Raw genomic sequence first — 17,644 nt, 5'->3', positions numbered from 1 at the left:
GTTATGGTTAATTGTAGATATAAATCGAATATCCGTTCCGAGTAAAATTAGCAAAAAGCTGCTTATTCGCCTATTATATTTAAATGGCTTTAAAACATAAAATAAGGATGAGCCAAAACCCATCCTTATTTTTATAATTCAACTAAAAAAACACAAAATTAAATTGAAGGGAAAAGACTGGTTCTGGCCATTTTATCTGATGAAAACTCAACAGAAAGACCTTCGCCATAACTTTCCTGAAAATATTCTAATCGAATTGGCAGAAGTCCTTTTTTTAATGTTATTTCAGATTTCTTTTCATCAAAACCATGCAATCCGTCGTTATCAATTAGCAATTGATTGTTGATGTACAATTTACTGCCATCATCTGATGCGATGTAAAAAGTATATGTTCCATCGGCCGGAATATTAATGAAACCATTATAAACTAAACCGTAATTATTAGCGTCATGTTTGATTTTGTTTAAATCAAAATCCGGTGCAAATCCTTTATCAACCGGAGTTAATTTACTGAAATCAGGCATTTTACTCCACTTTCCTTTATAAAGACTGTAATTTAATCCTGTTTTTTTATTGTAAAATATTTTTGAAACAACAGAACTGCAAGAACCTTCGCCCGCAAGACATGCAATAGCATTTACGCGCGCAGGTACTGTAACTTCAAACGGTTTTGTGTACAATTGCGAATTGCTTGTTGGAATTGAACCATCTGTTGTGTAATATATTTTATCGGAACCTTTTTGTACAAATTCAACTTGTGCTTTGGTATCAGATTTCAGTTCTGTTTCTTCCTTAAAATCTGGTCTTTCGGCAATACTTCCGTAAGTTTTAAGCAATTCATAATACGGTTTGTAGGCTTTATTTGCTTCACTAACCGACTGAATTGTCAGGAGTGCATTGTTCCAGCGATCTCCAAATCCGTCGATTTCTTTTTTTATGGTTGTAATGTTGTACTCCAAACTTTGACCAAATTGAGAAAGCGACATTATTTCGAAAGGGCTATGTAAACCGTCATTCCAATCATGTAATAAACGGAAAGCTTCGAAATTTTTCATGTATTTAATTTGTCCTTTTTTACCTGATAAAAGCTTTTGATCGTAATCAGGAAATTGTACCTCAACCAAAATGGTTTTATTGGTTGGTAATTCTGATACATATATATGTGTTTCGAAATCATTTCCGGCGTACGACCAGCTTCCTGCTTTAGCCTCTGCACTGTAAGGAATATTTTGCCCGTTTACAGTTACAGCTGTTGGCGGAAAAGAGCAAGGAAAACGAAGTTCATATCCTCTTGAAGTTAACATTCCCGGGAATGATCCTTCTGCTGCTCCTATTGCAATATTAGTTTTATTACCGGATTGTGCTGAAGTAATGGTTGTAAAAGTAAAAGCATTTTTCTTGAAATTGTTATTATTGCCTTCATCTTCATACAATTTTAAAGTGCCTTTTTTACCCGGATAAAAAGAAAGAATTAGCGGATTTAAAGGCTTTTCGTCTGTTCTTTGTACTTTTGGCTGCATCGGAATAATTGCTCCTTCTTTTACAAAAACAGGAATATCACCTAAAGTAAATGGCATTGTGATTTTTTTACCGCCTTTTATGATACTTCCTGTGCTGGTTTCGTACCATTTTCCTTCTGGTAACCAGGTTTCGTGTTGCACGGCAATATTTCCATTTTCAATAGGTTTTGTAATAGGATTTACAATCATGTCGCGACCAAACATATACTGGTTGGCTATAGAATACGCATTTTCTTCTTTCGGATAATCGTAATACATGGGGTGAACGGTAGAAACGCCTGTTTCATAAGTATTACGTGCTTCATTATACAAATACGGCACCAAAGAATATCTCGTAAGATAAGCTTCTCGCATGATCAGGAAATTATCAAGCGGATACGCCCAAATACGTCTTTCGTGTTGTGGTGCAGCAGTAGCGTGCGTTCTAAATATTGGACTAAAAACACCCCACTGAATCCATCTTGTATACAGTTCGGCAGTTCCGGCATCGCCCTGATGACCGCCAATATCGTGGCTCCAATAACCAAATCCTACGTTGGCCGCAGTTGCCGTAAAATAAGGCTGATAATTCAATGATTCCCAGGATACGTGCGTATCACCTGAAAACCCGATTTGATATCTGTGATTGCCAAGTCCTCCCCAACGATGAAAAATAAGCGGACGCACTTTGTTTTGGCGCTCCATATCGCTGTAATGCACGTAATTTAAATAAATGGTAGGATTAACTCCGGGAATATTGGTACTTCCCCATTGCTGCCAGTCAAGCCACCAGAAATCTACTCCTGCTTTTTCTATAGGATGCAATACCAGATTCATATAATTTGTAGCAAACTTTTTATCGGTAATATCAAAAGGCACATATTTTTTTGTCGCCGGATCAATTCCCATTGCTTTTGCCATTTCAGGATATACTTCTTCAAAAGGCTGTATTCCCGAAGCAGGATGCAGATTAAGACAAGTTTTAAGATGTTCTTCATCTGTCCATTTTAAGAATTTTTCAGGAGAAGGAAACAAGTTTTTATTCCATGTAAAACCGGTCCATCCGGCATCTTCACCGGCCTGATCTCTTTGTCTTTGTCCGTTTTTGAAGAATTCGGGCAATGATTTTATGTGCCAGTCCATATCGATTACAAATACATCAAGCGGAACGTCATGCATTTTGAATTCGCCAACAAGATCGCGAAATTCAGTATCCGAATATTCTCTGTAGCGTGACCACCAGGCACCAAAAGCAAATCGTGGCGGCATGGCTATTTTACCTGCAATATCAGTATAATCTTTTAAGGCTGTTTTATAATCAGAATCATAGGCAAATAAGTATAAATCCTGAGGTTTATCTCCGGGACGCGCCATTACCCAAGGCCAATCTGAATTATCAAAAAGAGGGCGTTCGCTGTCGTCTATCAAATACCAGCCATCACGGGAAATGATTCCTTTTTCCAGTTCTTTCGCGGGTCCGTCAACTCCATCAAGAGTTCGGGTTGTTCCTAATAAGTTTCTTGTGTTGGCCAATCCGGGTTTCCAGGAAGTCGTTTTTCCGTTCACCATAAAATCGACACTTAAGTTTTTATCGGTAAACTTACCCTGACCGGTTTTAAATTTAAGTTTTAAGACATCAGTTACAATTTGCAGTTCGCCTTTAGATTCTTTTTTTGTGAACTTGGGTACCGGAAGGTTTCTGTTTACAAATGTTAGCGAAGCGTTGTCTGTAAACTTACCATCTGAACTCCATTCCATACGTATTACACGAGGCGAAAGCACCGTAAATCTGGCATTTCCTGACACTATCACTGCTTTTGGATTGGCTTCAGGTTGGTATTCCTGAGCCATTAAAACTGTAGAAGCGAGACAAAAAATGGTAACTAAAAGTTTTTTTGTTTTCATATTCTCTTTTAAAATTAATCTTAAAATAAATACTTTCAATGCTGTCATTAAAACCAATGAATTTATGTAATCTGAATGATTTTATTGAAAGTATTTATGCTTATTCTGCTTTTATTTTTTAATAAATCTTTTGGTCATTTTTGTTCCGTCTTTTTCAAAAACAGCAAAATAAATTCCCGTTGCTAAACCCGAAACATCTAAACTGTTATTTTTTAGTATTTGCTCCTTCACTAAACTTCCTGTTTCAGAAAAAAGACGAATCTGAATGTTTGTCATTTCTGAAGTAAAAGAAAGTGTATTCCCGACCGGATTTGGATATACATTCAAAACCGATGTAACACCTTCGCTATTTAATGCTGAATTCGAAAATTTTGCTGTTCCCAAAGTGGTTATCGGTTTTACTAAATCGAGTTTCCAGCGTTGTGCATCGTTGCCGTTATCGGTCCACTGCTGTACATTTGTTCTTGGTTCTGCCGAATTATTTGCTACATCAAGACACAAATTGGTGTTTTTGTGTGTCAGTTTAAAATAACCGTCACTCATCAATTCAATTTTCCATCTTTGGGCATCTGTTCCTAAATCTGCCCATTGTTGTACATTGGCTCCAGCCTGACTGCTATTATTATCCACATCCAGACATTGATTGGTTCCTCTATGCGTTAATTTATAAAAACCATCAGATTCTTTTGTAATCACCCAACGCTGCGCATCGCTTTCGTTACTTGTATATTGCTGCACATTCGCGCCTTGCTGCGTACTTGCATCACTCACATCAAGACATTGGTTTGTTCCTTTATGAGTTAGTTTGTAAATTCCTCCCGACACAATTGGCACTTCAATAAGATCTATTTTCCATCTTTGGGCATCTGTTCCTAAATCTGCCCATTGTTGTACATTGGCACCTGACTGACTGCTGTTATTGTCTACATCGAGACACTGATTGGTTCCTTTGTGGGTGAGTTTAGCATAACCATCTGACATCATTTCTATTTTCCAGCGTTGTGCATCATTACCGCTATCTGCCGACTGCTGGACATTAGCTCCCTGAACGCTGCTGTTTTGAAAAACATCCAGGCATTGATTCGTTCCTTTATGGGTGAGTTTATAAAATCCATCTGCTTCTAGTGTCACCACCCATCGCTGTGCATCACTGCCGTTGTCTGTACTTTGCTGTACGTTTGTTCCTGACTGACTTGCGTTATTCAAAACATCCAAGCATTGATTGGTTCCTTTATGGGTTAATTTATAAATACCTCCCGAAACGATACCTTGTGTAGGACAAGATTGATCCGGTATTCTGGGAGCAACACCGTAATTGGTCATATTAACAGGCTCAATTAAATCTGCTGAATTAAAGTACATTCTGTCAATGGCAATTTTCCTGTCTCCCGAAGTGCCATTTTCATATCGATGGTAAATGATATAATATTCATCGCAATTGCCCATTTTTAATACTCCATGATGTCCGGGGCCTTTGTCTTCGGCATTAGAACTTAATATTTTTCCTCTGTAAGTCCATGGCCCCAGAGGAGAATTTGAAGTGGAATATTGTACGTTATACGTATCATTAAACCAGGATCCGTTAGAATACGTCATATAATAAATGCCTTTGCGCTTTACCATATAAGGTGCTTCGGTATAATTTTGTGGTGTTATATCTGTAGGTCCGGTGGCCAGTGAAATCATATCCGGATTTAATTTGCGTACGACCATTCGGCTTTTGCCTGATCCTCCATAATAAATATAGATTTGCCCGTCGTCATCAATAAAAACGTTGGCATCGATAATATCATCTGTATAAGGATCTGTTGCTATAAGCGGTGCGCCAATATCTGTAAAAGGACCAATGGGTGTATTACCAACGGCTACTCCTATTTTGGTTTCGGCAGTATAATAGAAATAATATTTATTGTCTCGAAAAACAACTGCCGGCGCCCAGCCATTATATTGCGACCATGGACTATCGGGAAAAAGATCGAAAATAAGACCTTCGTCGTGCCAATTGGTAAGATCATTTGAAGAATAGGCGTGAAACTGTGTGCCGTAAATGGCTGTCGTATAAATGTAATATTTATTGTTAAAATAATGAATTTCGGGATCTGCGCCGGTAAACAAAGGATTGCCACTAAGCTGTGCCTGTGCAGGAACGGCTAAACCTATAAACATTAAAAATACTGCAAAACGCAATCTCAATTGATTCCTGAGAGTATAACTATGCCTTTTAATTTGTATCATAATTTGTGGTTTTTAATCTTATTTTTAATAAATCGCTTTGTAATTTTTGTTAAGAAAGTAAGCTTCTAATAGAAGAAAAAAATCCAAAACTTTCCAATACTAAATGATTGAAAAGTTTTGTCTTTCTCATTATAAAAACAATTACAGTTTCTTTAATACAATTGTCATTTTTGCCGGATTAACGATAAGTTCATATTGTCCTCCTGTTTCAATAACCCATTTATTATCCGGCTGACCGTTTGGCATTAATTGCATTGTCTTGTTATCAGACGCTTCGCCTTTAATTACAGTACCGTTTGCAGCAGGCATTAAGAACCTGCCGCCCCAGTTGCCCAGATCTAAAGCAAGTTTAAATTCGCCTGCATCAAATTGTCCTTTAAAAGTAAATACTTCAGGATTTTTAGGATCCCATATCATTGGCTTGGCTTTCCCGATATCCCACCCTATACCTGTGATCGCATTTCCTACCATGTAAACATTTTCATACGGCACATAACCAAAAGCATAGACTTTCTGATCGATATCCAAATAAAAGGAATGACGGCCTGCTTCGGCTACTTTAAAAACATTATCGTCTGTTTTTGGATTCGTTTCGTTGTAAATAATTTTATTTCCCTCTACAGGATCGTAAGACGGTAACTCGCTTCCGGGCTTTTCGATAACTTTGAATGAACCAATGGCAAAATTTCCAATAAAATTATAGATCGTTCTTTCTGTTTTTTCTGGCAGCATTTTTCCTGCGCCGTAATCCCAGCCGCCACTTATGGCATCACCAACCATAAAGAGCGGTAATGGCCCCGGACTGTAACTTGTAACAGCAAAACTCGTTGTTGATACTTCCGGTAATTGGTATTGTGCGGTATTATCTACTCTTGCTATTATTTGCACTTCAAGATTTGTGATAACATCCCCGGGACGTTTGAAGTTTTTAAGCAACAAAGCGTTTAACTCTCCTACGGTATACGATTTTGTAAAAACACCATCCGGAATTTGCTCTGTAATTGTCGTACTGGTTCCCGGTGCAGCACCTTCACCAAAATTATTACCTACAAGATCCATTCGAAAAAAGTAGGTTAAGGTCGTTCCGGCTCCTCTGTCATTTCCTTTTGTCCATGTAAAAGTGATTGCATTTGCTGCTGCATTTTCTTTAACCAATACAATTTCTTTACCCGAAAGAGTCATCGTTAAAGGATTGGCAAAATCAGGTTCTTTAAGCCATCCTGCATTTTCCAATCCGTTGTCTTCACAGGAGACAAAAACCAAACTCATTATTATAAATGAGATAATATTTTTTATATTTTTCATTTTGTTTTGATTTTTAGTTATTTGTCCCAGAACGGTGCCTGGATTAGGTTAGGATTTTTTTCGATCTCTGCCAGATATATTGGAAACCAGTAAAAAGATTTTCTGTATGTTCTGTTTTGATATGCTGTTCTTTGATAAAATTCAGTAGCGTTTTTACCGTTAAAGTTCATTCCGTAAAAAGGACCGTTTAAAACCGTTTCTGCCAGTTTCCATCTTCTTAAATCATCATAACGTATTCCTTCTGTACAAAGTTCTACTCTACGCTCCATTCTGATGATCTTTCTAATATTTTCCTGATTGCTTTCTACATGAATATTCTGGTCATCAGTTCCGCCGGTTGTATACGTTCTTACTCCTGCTCTTTCTCTAATTTTATTTACATAAAGCAAGATTTCAGGATTGCCCGGATCAAATTCATTAAGCGCTTCTGCATAGTTTAAATAGGCTTCTCCTAATCTGTATAAAATTCCGTGACGCGGTGCAAAATAACCAATGGTTGGGTTTCTTGTCGGATCGGTTCTTTTTCTGGCTAGATAGCCATTTTGCGGAGCATCATGTGTATTGTTATTGTCTTTTTTTCCATTAAAAAATTCCAGCTTTCTTCCTTTATCTTTTCCTGCATTATCTCCATCAGTGTACCAAACACCATCAAAATTTACTGCCAGATAAAATCTTGGTTCGCGGTTGCAATACATGTTATAAGTACCTGCAAGAGTTACCAGTCCCGGAGCTTTTGCTTCATTAAATTTTGTTAGTCCGTTCGGCCAGAAACCATCCTGAGAAGAAAAACCTGTCTCAACATATCCCGAATTAGAATCGGTTATAGGCAAACCATTTGCGGTAAAAAATGCATCTACCAAAGATTGTGTTACGCCATATCCCCCAGCTCCTCCCGCTCCTGTTGGCGCGGTATGTCTGTCATATTCTTTAGAATCAACATTAGGACGGGCAAACAAAACTTCTGTATTTCCTCTGCTGGCTTCGATAAGATGCAAATTCTGACACGATAAAAAAGGATCGATTTTTCCGGCAGCATTCATCTCAGTATACAATTTATGGCCTGCTGCTTCTGCGCTCATGATTAAATCTTTACTGGCATCTGCGGCAATTTTCCATTTGTTGGCATCATAAGAAGAATTAAATAAAGGCTTCCCATCTTTGGTCATATGATTCGAGTAATCAGAATTACCATTTACAAGCGGACTTGCTGCAAAAAGCAGCATTCTGGCTCTAACGGCTTTACACATAATAGAGGTGGCGCGACCAAATTTTCTTCCATCAGAATACGATGCAGGCAAAATTGTTTCAACCTCTTTTAGTTCCTTATTGATCCAGGCAACAATTTCATCATATGGTGTTTGTCCTACCTGTAAATCTGAAAGATTATAGTTTACGGGTGTAATTTCATCCGGACTAAAAGGAATTGGCCCGTAAGTATTTATTAAAAGTGAATAATAATACGCTTTTAAAAATCGGCATTCGGCAATCATTAACCTGACTTCATCGGTATTTAGATTTTGTTCCGGTAATGGTTTAATATTTTTGATAAGCAGGTTGCACTCTCTTATTCTTTGCGGAAGATTGTTCCAATATCCAGGACTCCATTGTGATCCTACAGACCAGTCTCCCAGAACAAAAGGTATTACCTGCCAGTCGTATTGGCGCCATCTTTCTGATGGCGTCATGTCATCTCCTAAAATTTCCCATCCTAAACTTCTTGTATATCCCCAGGTAGGATCAGGAATTCTGGAGTAGCATCCGGCCAGCCAGTTTTCTGTTTTTGTTTTACTCTCAAAAACGCCATCCAGAGTAAGTTCGGTATCGCTTTCTTTATCTAAATAATCAGAACATGAAGTCGATAATAATAGTCCCAAAAAAAGGAATATTGCTCTAATGTATATATTTTTCATTTTGATTTATTTTTTAAAATTATAACGCTATTGATAATCCAAACAGCACTGATTTCGTAGATGGGTATTTCAACCCATTTCCTGTAGCCAACTCGGGATCCCAAAGTTTAAAATTAGAGATGTACCACAAATTGTTTCCGCTGATGTAAATCCTTAAACCTTGCAAATACATTTTTTCGGCCATGGTTTTTGTCAAAGTATAGCCTACTTCCATCGTTTTTAAACGTCCAAAACTCATGTCTTTTTTCCACCATGTCGAGGCTACAGAGTTGTTTACATTAGGCCCGTAACTCAATCTTGGCCAAAACACATCCTGACTTGGATTTTCTTCGGTCCAACGGTCATTATAATTCGAATAAATATTTCCTAAAGTACCTGTACCGCTTCCCGGTATAAAATTCGATCCTCCAATAATTCGTTCTGATTTACCTACTCCCTGAAAGAAAAAGCTAAAATCGAATTGTTTGTATTTTAGGTTATTTCCAAAACCATACACAATTTGGGGATCTGTTGTACCGCCAATAAAACCTTCGTCTAAACCACTTATGATTCCGTCATTGTTTCTATCCTGATATCTAATATCGCCAGGACGTAAAGATGTTCCAAATGTTGGTACTGCTATGCCTGGCGCTAATACACCCGGCGCAACAAAATCGTCGCTGGTATATAAGCCCGTTGCAGTATAACCGTATAATGTATTGTTTTGAATGCCAGTTCCGGAACGGTACGTACCTTTTACAGCAGCAGCTTCGTCTCTTTCTGTCACTTTATTTTCTACGTAAGTAAAATTAAAACGCCAGCTCATGAAGAAATCAGCGGTTACTTGTTTGTTAAGATTAAACCCTATTTCGATACCTTTGTTTTCCATTTTTCCAAAATTGGCCCAGGGTGCATTAATAAAACCTGCCTGAGTGGGAACCGTATTTCTTTCTACAAAAATGTCCTTTCTTTTTTCCTGAAAGATATCAACGGTCAAATCCATCATATTGAATAATCCCAATTCGATACCGATGTCTGTTTTTGCCACTTTTTCCCAGGTCAGGTCGTTCACTCCAATTTGCCCTTCTTCAATTCCTTCAAATTTTACTCCTTGTCCCGTACCAAACCAATAGTCTGAATCGTTAGTATCACTAATGGTAGTGAGGTAAGCAAATCTTCTGTTGGCACCAATGTTATCATTTCCTACCAAACCATAAGAACCACGCAGTTTGATTTTATTAAAAATATCTTTAAGAGGTTCCATAAATTTTTCTTCGGTGACAATCCAGCCCATTGCTACAGATGGAAAAAAGCCGTATCGGTTTCCTTTTGCAAAATTTTCTGATCCGTTATAACCAAAATTAAATTCCCCAACATATTTTCTATCAAATGTATACGAAGTTCTTCCTGCTAATCCCTGATGCTTAAAAGCTTGAGGTGCAGTTCCGTCGTTATAACTGTCCTGATTGAATAATAATAGTCCGCTTAAATCATGTTTGCCAAAAGTGCGGTTATACGTCGTATTGGCTTCCAGATAAACTCGTCTGTTACCAAACTCAGCTGTTTTATCGTATCCCAGATATTCCTGTCCATACGCCTGTACAGTTCCGTGTATTAAACTTCCATCAAGATCTCTTTCGGTCGCTACATTATAATAATCCGGTGATTTACCACGTGTAACTCTGTTTTCAGAATAGGAATCAAACGAATAGGTGAATTTTGCTTTTAAACCCGGTGTAAGATCTTTAAGGTCTTGTTCTAATGAAACTAAACTTTCTATCTTGCTGCCTCCTTGTTTATAATATCCTTGCTGTGTACTCATCGCCCATGGATTTTCACGTGCAAAAACTCTGGGAATAGTTCCGTCTGAATAAATGGCAGGATGAACAAAAGGAGTTGTTTCGAAAGCAGTGCCAAAAAGTGTATCTGTACTGCTGTTTCCTTTGTTTAGATTTTGTAAAAAACCTCCAATATTGACGCGCAGCAAAGTCGTTTTTGAAACATTCACATCGACATTTGTACGAACATTGGCCCTGTTTAGTTTGGTTTCTGAATCGTATGTTTGGTTGGGATCTCTTGCCAGCATCCCTTTTTCACTATAATAAGAAGCTGTTAATGCATATCTCAAGATTTCTGATCCTCCGGCAACATTCAGATTAGATCTTGAAGTAAAGGCATAATCTTTAGTAATGGCATCGATCCAGTTTACATCCGGATATAAATCAGGATCGTATTTACTGGCTGTTTTTGCAATACGATCTTCTGAAAACAAAAGTGGTTTGCCCTGCTCAGCAGCTAATTCATTCAATAAAGTCATATAAGGGGCAGCGGCAATAAATTCAGGTAATTTAGTGGGTTCCTGAATGGAATATTCGGTTCTTACCTGTATTCTGGGCGCGCCAACAAAACCTCTTTTGGTATTGATCAAAATTACTCCATTTGCTCCTCTTACACCGTAAACAGCACTTGCTGCCGCATCTTTTAAAACAGAGAAAGACTCAATTTCTGATGGATCAAGGTCGTTTAGGTTTCGTTCGATTCCGTCTACCAATACCAACGGATTTGTTCCTCCTTTAAAAGTAGAAATTCCACGAATCTTAATATCCGATTGGTCGTAGCCAGGTTCTCCGGATCGCTGAACTGCCATAATACCCGTAATTTGTCCTGCCAGATTGTTTCCTAATGTACGGGAAGTTCCTACTTGTAATAACGATGGCTTTATGGTACCAATCGCGCCTACAACTGATGCTTTTTTCTGCGTACCATATCCCACAACTACAACTGCCTGAAGATCGCTCGTTTCATCTGCCATTGTTACGATGATTTTTTTATCATTATTTAAAGGTCTTTCGAGCTCTTTCATTCCGATAAACCTAAATACAAGTATGGCCTTGGGAGAAGATACATTGATCGTAAAAGTTCCGTCGAAATCTGTGGTTACGGCATTTTTTGTTCCTTTTTCAAGTACTGTAGCGCTGGGTAACGACAATCCTTTTGAATCGTTTACGGTTCCGGTTACTTTTACAGCATTCTGCGAATTGCCCGTTTGTGCATAACTATTTACTGCACTGAGCATTACAAAGAATAAGCAAATCAATCCACTTTTACTAAACTTAAATCTACTCAAAGTAAATAAGCTTAGAACAATGGATGACATTTTCCAGGTCGGTTTAATTTCCATTTTGGTTTAATTTTTTTTGGTTGGTTATTAGTTAGTTTTTTCAAATGTTCTTTTTAATTGTTTTATTAAATATTTCAAAAAATCAGAATAATACTATGAATATAAATCAAGTGGTTTTTGACACTGTTTTTAAATACATCATAAAATATTTCATTATTTTTTATCGATACTATAATTTATCTCTTAAAAAACGCCATTTAAATTTCTGACCAAATTAGGATAATGACCACATAATTTTAATCCCATTTTGTTTCATAATTATGTTTAAATGTTTCATACAGCCCCGAAAACACTGAAACTAAGCGATATGAAACAAAAAAGCTCATTTATGAGATTCCATAATGAAAGTTTACTTTATTGATTGATTAAATGAATTGAAGTTTATGAGAGATTATATGAAAATTAGGTACCTCTAAATAATCTCGCAGAGTCGCAAAGTTTCTTTATTGAAGTTAGATTTGGGTACATCTGCTTAAGCTCTTTAAGATCTATGTGAAATAAGTTTTTAGTCCGTAATGATTTCATGCAAATTCTGGATATTTACTATTTATAATCTCACAGATTGTTTTTGTCATTTCGACCGAAGGGAGAAATCACACGCGAAACTCGACAACGATTGGCGATTTTGACCACGGAGTTTCTAGTGTGATTTCTCCCTTCGGTCGAAATGACAAATTATACGAAAATATTCTTATGAAAAGGATTCGTATATCCCTGATAGAAGTGGAAAATCCTTTTGTATCCAGTCCTGATAGCATTAGCTCCTTAAAAAAAGGAAATCTAAATACTATTCAAATTTATCCCCTGGGTGAAGCTAATGGCTATTCAAAAACTTTATGGATTTGCGAGATTAAATTTTTTAAACTCTATAAAATCTTTATTTAATGATATGCGGTTGTACTCCCTCATTGGTAATAACAACAGGTTGGATCAAACCATTTTCATCAAAATGCATTTCTTCTATGCAGGTTTCTCTGGAGTTGGCGTGGGTTTCTTTGATGGGTCTTCTGTGGTACACAATAAAATATTGATCAGAATCCGGTGCCTTAATGACGGAATGATGTCCCGCCCCAACAGCAATTGTAGCATCTTGTTCCAAAATTTTTCCAATTCTTTTAAAGGGTCCCATTGGAGAATCTGCAATAGCATACGCTACGCAATAATCAGGGCCGGTCCAGCCGCCTTCTGACCACATAAAGTAATATTTATTGTTTCGAATGAACATAAAAGGTCCTTCGACATAATTTTGGGGAGTTATTTCTTTGAATACGGTTTTATCCTCAAAAGGAATGAAACCGGTAAAATCACTTTTTAGTTTCACAATATTACAATGTCTCCATCCTCCATAAATTAAATAAAACTGGCCGTCTTTGTCCCTAAATACAAACTGATCGATAGGCTGGGCTCCGTTATGAAATTTATCTACAAGCGGTTTTCCTAAATAGTCTTTATAAGGTCCTTCTGGTTTTGAAGCCACGGCAACGCCAATTCCGCCTATTTCATTGTCATTCTGGATATCATTTGCGCCAAAAAACAAAAAGTATTTCTTTTTATTTTTAATGATCGAAGGTGCCCATATCGCTCGTTTTGCCCATTTTACTGCTGTTGTATCGAGAATCCTGGAATGTTTTGTCCAGTTTGTGAGATCTTTTGACGAAAAAACATCCAAAAAAACCTGATCTTCATACGGAGCCGAAAAAGTGGGATACACCCAATACGTTTTATCAAAAATAATTCCTTCAGGATCAGCGTACCAACCTTTGAATATAGGATTATTATTTTTTGCTACAACAGAAACGGCGGTTTGTGCCATTGTTTTTGAGCATAAAATAATGAAAAGAAAAAATAAAACTTGTTTCATAACATTGGGATTAATTCGACCAGCTATTTACGGGTTTAGCATCTACTTTCATTTTAGCGCTCCTCCGTTTTTTCCTATTTATATAATTATTCGATTTGCCTGTTTGTTGTTACTTTAAAGCAATTGTAATTCCATCTTTAAGCGTACCGGAACCTTCATATGTTTTACCATCCAAAAGCAATTGTACCTTTATTTTGTTTATTTCCTGATCGATATTTCTTTTTCCTTGTTTTCCGTTGGTTTTGATGATGACGGTATTGTTCTTTTTTTCGGCAGTAAAGTTTACTAAAGCATAATCTCCGTTCTGGAATCCAAATCCATCGCCTGAATCCAGATACAATTCTCCTTTTGCTTTATTAGACTGATTCAGACAAACTAAAAGACTTAACGGATCGAATGAATTCTCTCCTGCATTCTGGATAATTTTACCAGCCGGAATAATGCTTCCGCCTTTTATTTTCAGTTTCGCCTGATATTTATCCTGCTTTTCTCCTTCGACCAAATTTAATTCTTCCCATATTCCTGAAGGCAATATTGGATCTTTGGCAAATGCGGGTATTATCAAAAGATTTTCTCCTAATAAAAAAGCCTGTTCTTCGGCTCTAAGGCGCGAATCTTTACTGTCTGCAAAAAATACAGGAGCCATAACGGGCATTCCGGTTTTAGAGGATTCGTAAAAAAGTGTGTATATATAAGGCAGCAAACGATAACGTCGTTCTAAGGCAATTCTTGACGTTTTTTCTATTTCTGCGCCATATGCCCAAGGTTCTTTATCATTTGTTCCTGCACAGGCGTGACCGCGTGCAAAAGGCATAAACGCTCCAAAACCAAGCCAGTTCGCCCATAAATCGCCATCGGTATTACCAAGGAAACCTCCAATATCCGGCCCGTTAAAAGGCTGACCTGATAGTCCTAAAGTAAGCGACATGGGTACAGATAATTTTAAGTGTTCCCAGCTCGCATAATTATCTCCTGTCCAGGTGGCCGCGTAACGCTGACCTCCTAATAAATTAGAACGGGTAAGAAGAAAAGGGCGTTTTGTTGGGTTTACTTTTAAAATCCCGTCGTACGAAGCTTCTACCATCAAACGACCGTAAGCATTGTGATACAGCAAGTGAGAACCCTGAGGCAAATTACCTCCGCCTTTGTGTGGTGTATCGTACGGCATTGTTCCGAGGCGTTTATCTTCGGGCAAATCACTATCATTTACAGCAGGTTCGTTCACATCATTCCAAACACCATCGATACCTGTGTTTAAGAAATCTTTATAAAGTCCGCCCCACCAATTTCTGGCTTGTGGATTTGTAAAATCAGGAAAAACACAATCGCCCGGCCAAACTTTTCCGTGGTATTCTTCTCCGTCATTTTTCTTCACCCAAACATCACTTTGTGTACCGGATTTATAAACCGAATATTCTTTGTCTACTTTTACTCCGGGATCGATCATATATACTGCACGAAAGCCTTTTTTATGCAAATTATCATTCAGCACTTTTGGGTTTCGGAATCTAATACTATCAAAAGTAAAAACACGGTAACCCTGCATATAATCAATATCCATCCAGATTACGTCGCATGGAATTTTCTTTTCTCTAAAAGTATCTGCTATTTCCATAACACGTTTTTCACTGTCATAAGAAAATCGGCATTGATGATAGCCCAGAGCCCAGCGTGGAGGCAATTTTATGGTTCCTGTTAATTCTGAAAGTCCTTTGATCACTTCCTGAGGCGATTTTCTATCGATAATATACACTCTAAACAATGCGCCTTCTGAATTATAAATAATCTGATCTGAGTTGGTAATTAACTCTGCTTTCCATGTACTGTCGAAAATAATTCCAAAAGCAGAACCGTCTGGACGCACGCCCATAACCCATGGATGTGTTTGATACAATCTTTTACCGCCTTCTACGCTATAGGCTCCTGTATCTGTATTCCATAATTTTATAGATTGTCCGTTACGCAAAAGCGGCCCGGTTACTTCTCCTCCTCCGTAAAGGCTTACTTCTCCTTTTAGGTTTAAGATCGCGCCGGCTTTATTGTTTTTGAATGTGAATTGCGGAATCAATGACCAGTCTGATGGCAGTTTCCCTTTGGATTTTGGTTCAGCAGCAAGAATTAATGAGGGAGTTTTGTTTTGATCAAAACCTTTGGGAATAAATTCTGCAATTCTGTTACCTACTAATGAAGTTTTGAGTAACGGAATTTCCTGAGCTGTTGCATTTGATATTCCGAATGCAATAAAAAATGCTAAAAATAAAATTGATTTCAAATTCATGCTAAAAATTTAAATGTTATTAAACGATATCAATCATTGCAAACATACTAAAACGTTTTAGTATATTTATAAAAATATTGACTTAATTTGTGTTTTTTGATGAAATGGTCAAAACAATATCTTGTTATCGATATTGTTTCAACCAGACATACAGTATTTTACAATGCCGGAATAGCCAATTTAGTAACCTCGGAAACGGGTTCACCAATAACCGGATTTCCGTTTTTATCCCATTTTATTTGTTGCATTCTTGGTGATCTTTTTATGCCGCATCCTTCTCCGGGTTTTGAATTTGCGTGGTATAAAATCCAGTCTTCTTTGCCATTTGGCGATTTAAAAAAGGAATTATGCCCCGGAGCATATACTTTAGTCTGATCTGATTGTCCCAGAATTGGCTGATCTGATTTTACCCAGGCCGAAGCATCCAGCAAATTTTCGTTTCCTGTAAAGGTTAAAAGGCCTAAACTATAATTATCTGTCCAACAGCCGCTGGCCGAAAAAACAATAAACACCTTTTCTTTATGCGTCAAAAACTGAGGTCCTTCGTTTACATTTACTTGTGGCGGATTGACATCGTCGTGCAGCGCGCCATACAACTCCCATGGTTGTGTCGGGCTTGAAATACGAACTCTGTCTCCATCAATTTGAGTAGGCGTTTTCATTTTGGCGATATAAATATTTTGCTGTCCATTGGTATCCCCTTCCCAGCCGGACCAAATCATGTACAAGTGCTTTTTATAGGTAAATACATTACCGTCAATCGCCCATTTATCTGTTTGTGCGGCAATTTTTCCTTTAAAAATCCATTCTCCTTTCATTGGATCTTTCGAATCATTTTCTAAAACATACATTCTGTGCGTATTGTTAGTACCATTATCAGCAGCAAAATAAACATACCATTTACCATTGATATAATGAAATTCAGGTGCCCAGATTTCAGCGGAATAGTCGGTATTTTTAGGTGCAATCCAAATGGTTTTCTTTTCAGCATTTTTTAAATCGGCTAAACTTTTTGTTTTTAAAAGAACCAAACGGTCCTGCATGGTATGCGTGTAGTAATAATAACCGTTATGATAGGTACTGTAAGGATCTGGCCCGTAATCTAAAATTGGATTGGTAAATATTTCCTGCGCCAATGCAATATTGTTGATGAGGCAAAACAGCATCAATAAAAGTGTTTGTTTTAAAATGGATTTTTTTTTCATGAGTAACTTTTGTTGTTTTCAACCAATTCTGGCCTTTTTGTTTTTGGTTTAAGGTTAGCGCATTTCATTTCGATTAAAAAAATAACTTTTAAGAATTTCATTTTGTATTACTAAAAATATAAGTAATATTGCAAGCGTCCATTTGCAATATATTTTGAGTACTATTAAAACATTTTCCTTATTTTTTAGTAATACAATAATTTATATATTAAAAAAATATCATTTTAATTTTTGGCCAAAGTAGCATATTGAGCACATTATTTTAATCTCATTTTGTTTCACAATT

At 37.2% G+C, this 17,644-nt stretch carries 8 protein-coding genes; all 8 read right to left on the bottom strand.

The genetic code is table 11. The features are described 5' to 3' along the window. Positions 1-158: 158 nt before the first annotated feature. The 8 genes from B0M43_RS16155 to B0M43_RS16120 all read right to left on the bottom strand — a co-directional run bounded on the left by B0M43_RS16155 (position 159) and on the right by B0M43_RS16120 (position 17,358). Positions 159-3,404 carry a TIM-barrel domain-containing protein gene (locus B0M43_RS16155; RefSeq protein WP_168199950.1) on the bottom strand — a complete coding sequence of 1,082 codons (3,246 nt, stop codon included), beginning with the start codon at positions 3,402-3,404 and terminating at the stop codon, positions 159-161. Between the two features lie 111 nt (positions 3,405-3,515). Further along, positions 3,516-5,639, bottom strand: a complete 2,124-nt coding sequence (locus tag B0M43_RS16150; RefSeq protein ID WP_078007321.1) for an RICIN domain-containing protein — start codon at positions 5,637-5,639, stop codon at positions 3,516-3,518. Between the two features lie 141 nt (positions 5,640-5,780). Beyond that, complete coding sequence (locus tag B0M43_RS16145) at positions 5,781-6,944, bottom strand: SusF/SusE family outer membrane protein (protein WP_078007322.1); 1,164 nt, start codon at positions 6,942-6,944, stop codon at positions 5,781-5,783. 17 nt (positions 6,945-6,961) lie between these two features. After that, on the bottom strand, positions 6,962-8,854 hold the full coding sequence (locus B0M43_RS16140) for a RagB/SusD family nutrient uptake outer membrane protein (protein WP_078007323.1): 1,893 nt from the start codon (positions 8,852-8,854) through the stop codon (positions 6,962-6,964). Between the two features lie 19 nt (positions 8,855-8,873). Continuing rightward, positions 8,874-12,014 carry a TonB-dependent receptor gene (locus B0M43_RS16135; protein ID WP_246860136.1) on the bottom strand — a complete coding sequence of 1,047 codons (3,141 nt, stop codon included), beginning with the start codon at positions 12,012-12,014 and terminating at the stop codon, positions 8,874-8,876. 877 nt (positions 12,015-12,891) lie between these two features. Next, positions 12,892-13,827, bottom strand: coding sequence for a glycoside hydrolase family 43 protein (locus B0M43_RS16130; RefSeq protein WP_246860135.1), 936 nt, complete (start codon positions 13,825-13,827; stop codon positions 12,892-12,894). A gap of 157 nt (positions 13,828-13,984) precedes the next feature. Continuing rightward, on the bottom strand, positions 13,985-16,153 hold the full coding sequence (locus tag B0M43_RS16125) for a TIM-barrel domain-containing protein (protein WP_078007326.1): 2,169 nt from the start codon (positions 16,151-16,153) through the stop codon (positions 13,985-13,987). 158 nt (positions 16,154-16,311) lie between these two features. Continuing rightward, positions 16,312-17,358 (bottom strand): family 43 glycosylhydrolase, encoded by a 1,047-nt coding sequence (locus B0M43_RS16120; protein WP_078007327.1) that lies wholly within the window; start codon positions 17,356-17,358, stop codon positions 16,312-16,314. Positions 17,359-17,644 lie beyond the last annotated feature (286 nt).

It is taken from the genome of Flavobacterium sp. KBS0721 (assembly GCF_002007065.3).
GTDB classification, from domain to species: Bacteria; Bacteroidota; Bacteroidia; order Flavobacteriales; family Flavobacteriaceae; genus Flavobacterium; species Flavobacterium piscis.
This window is presented reverse-complemented; position numbering and strand designations above follow the sequence as displayed.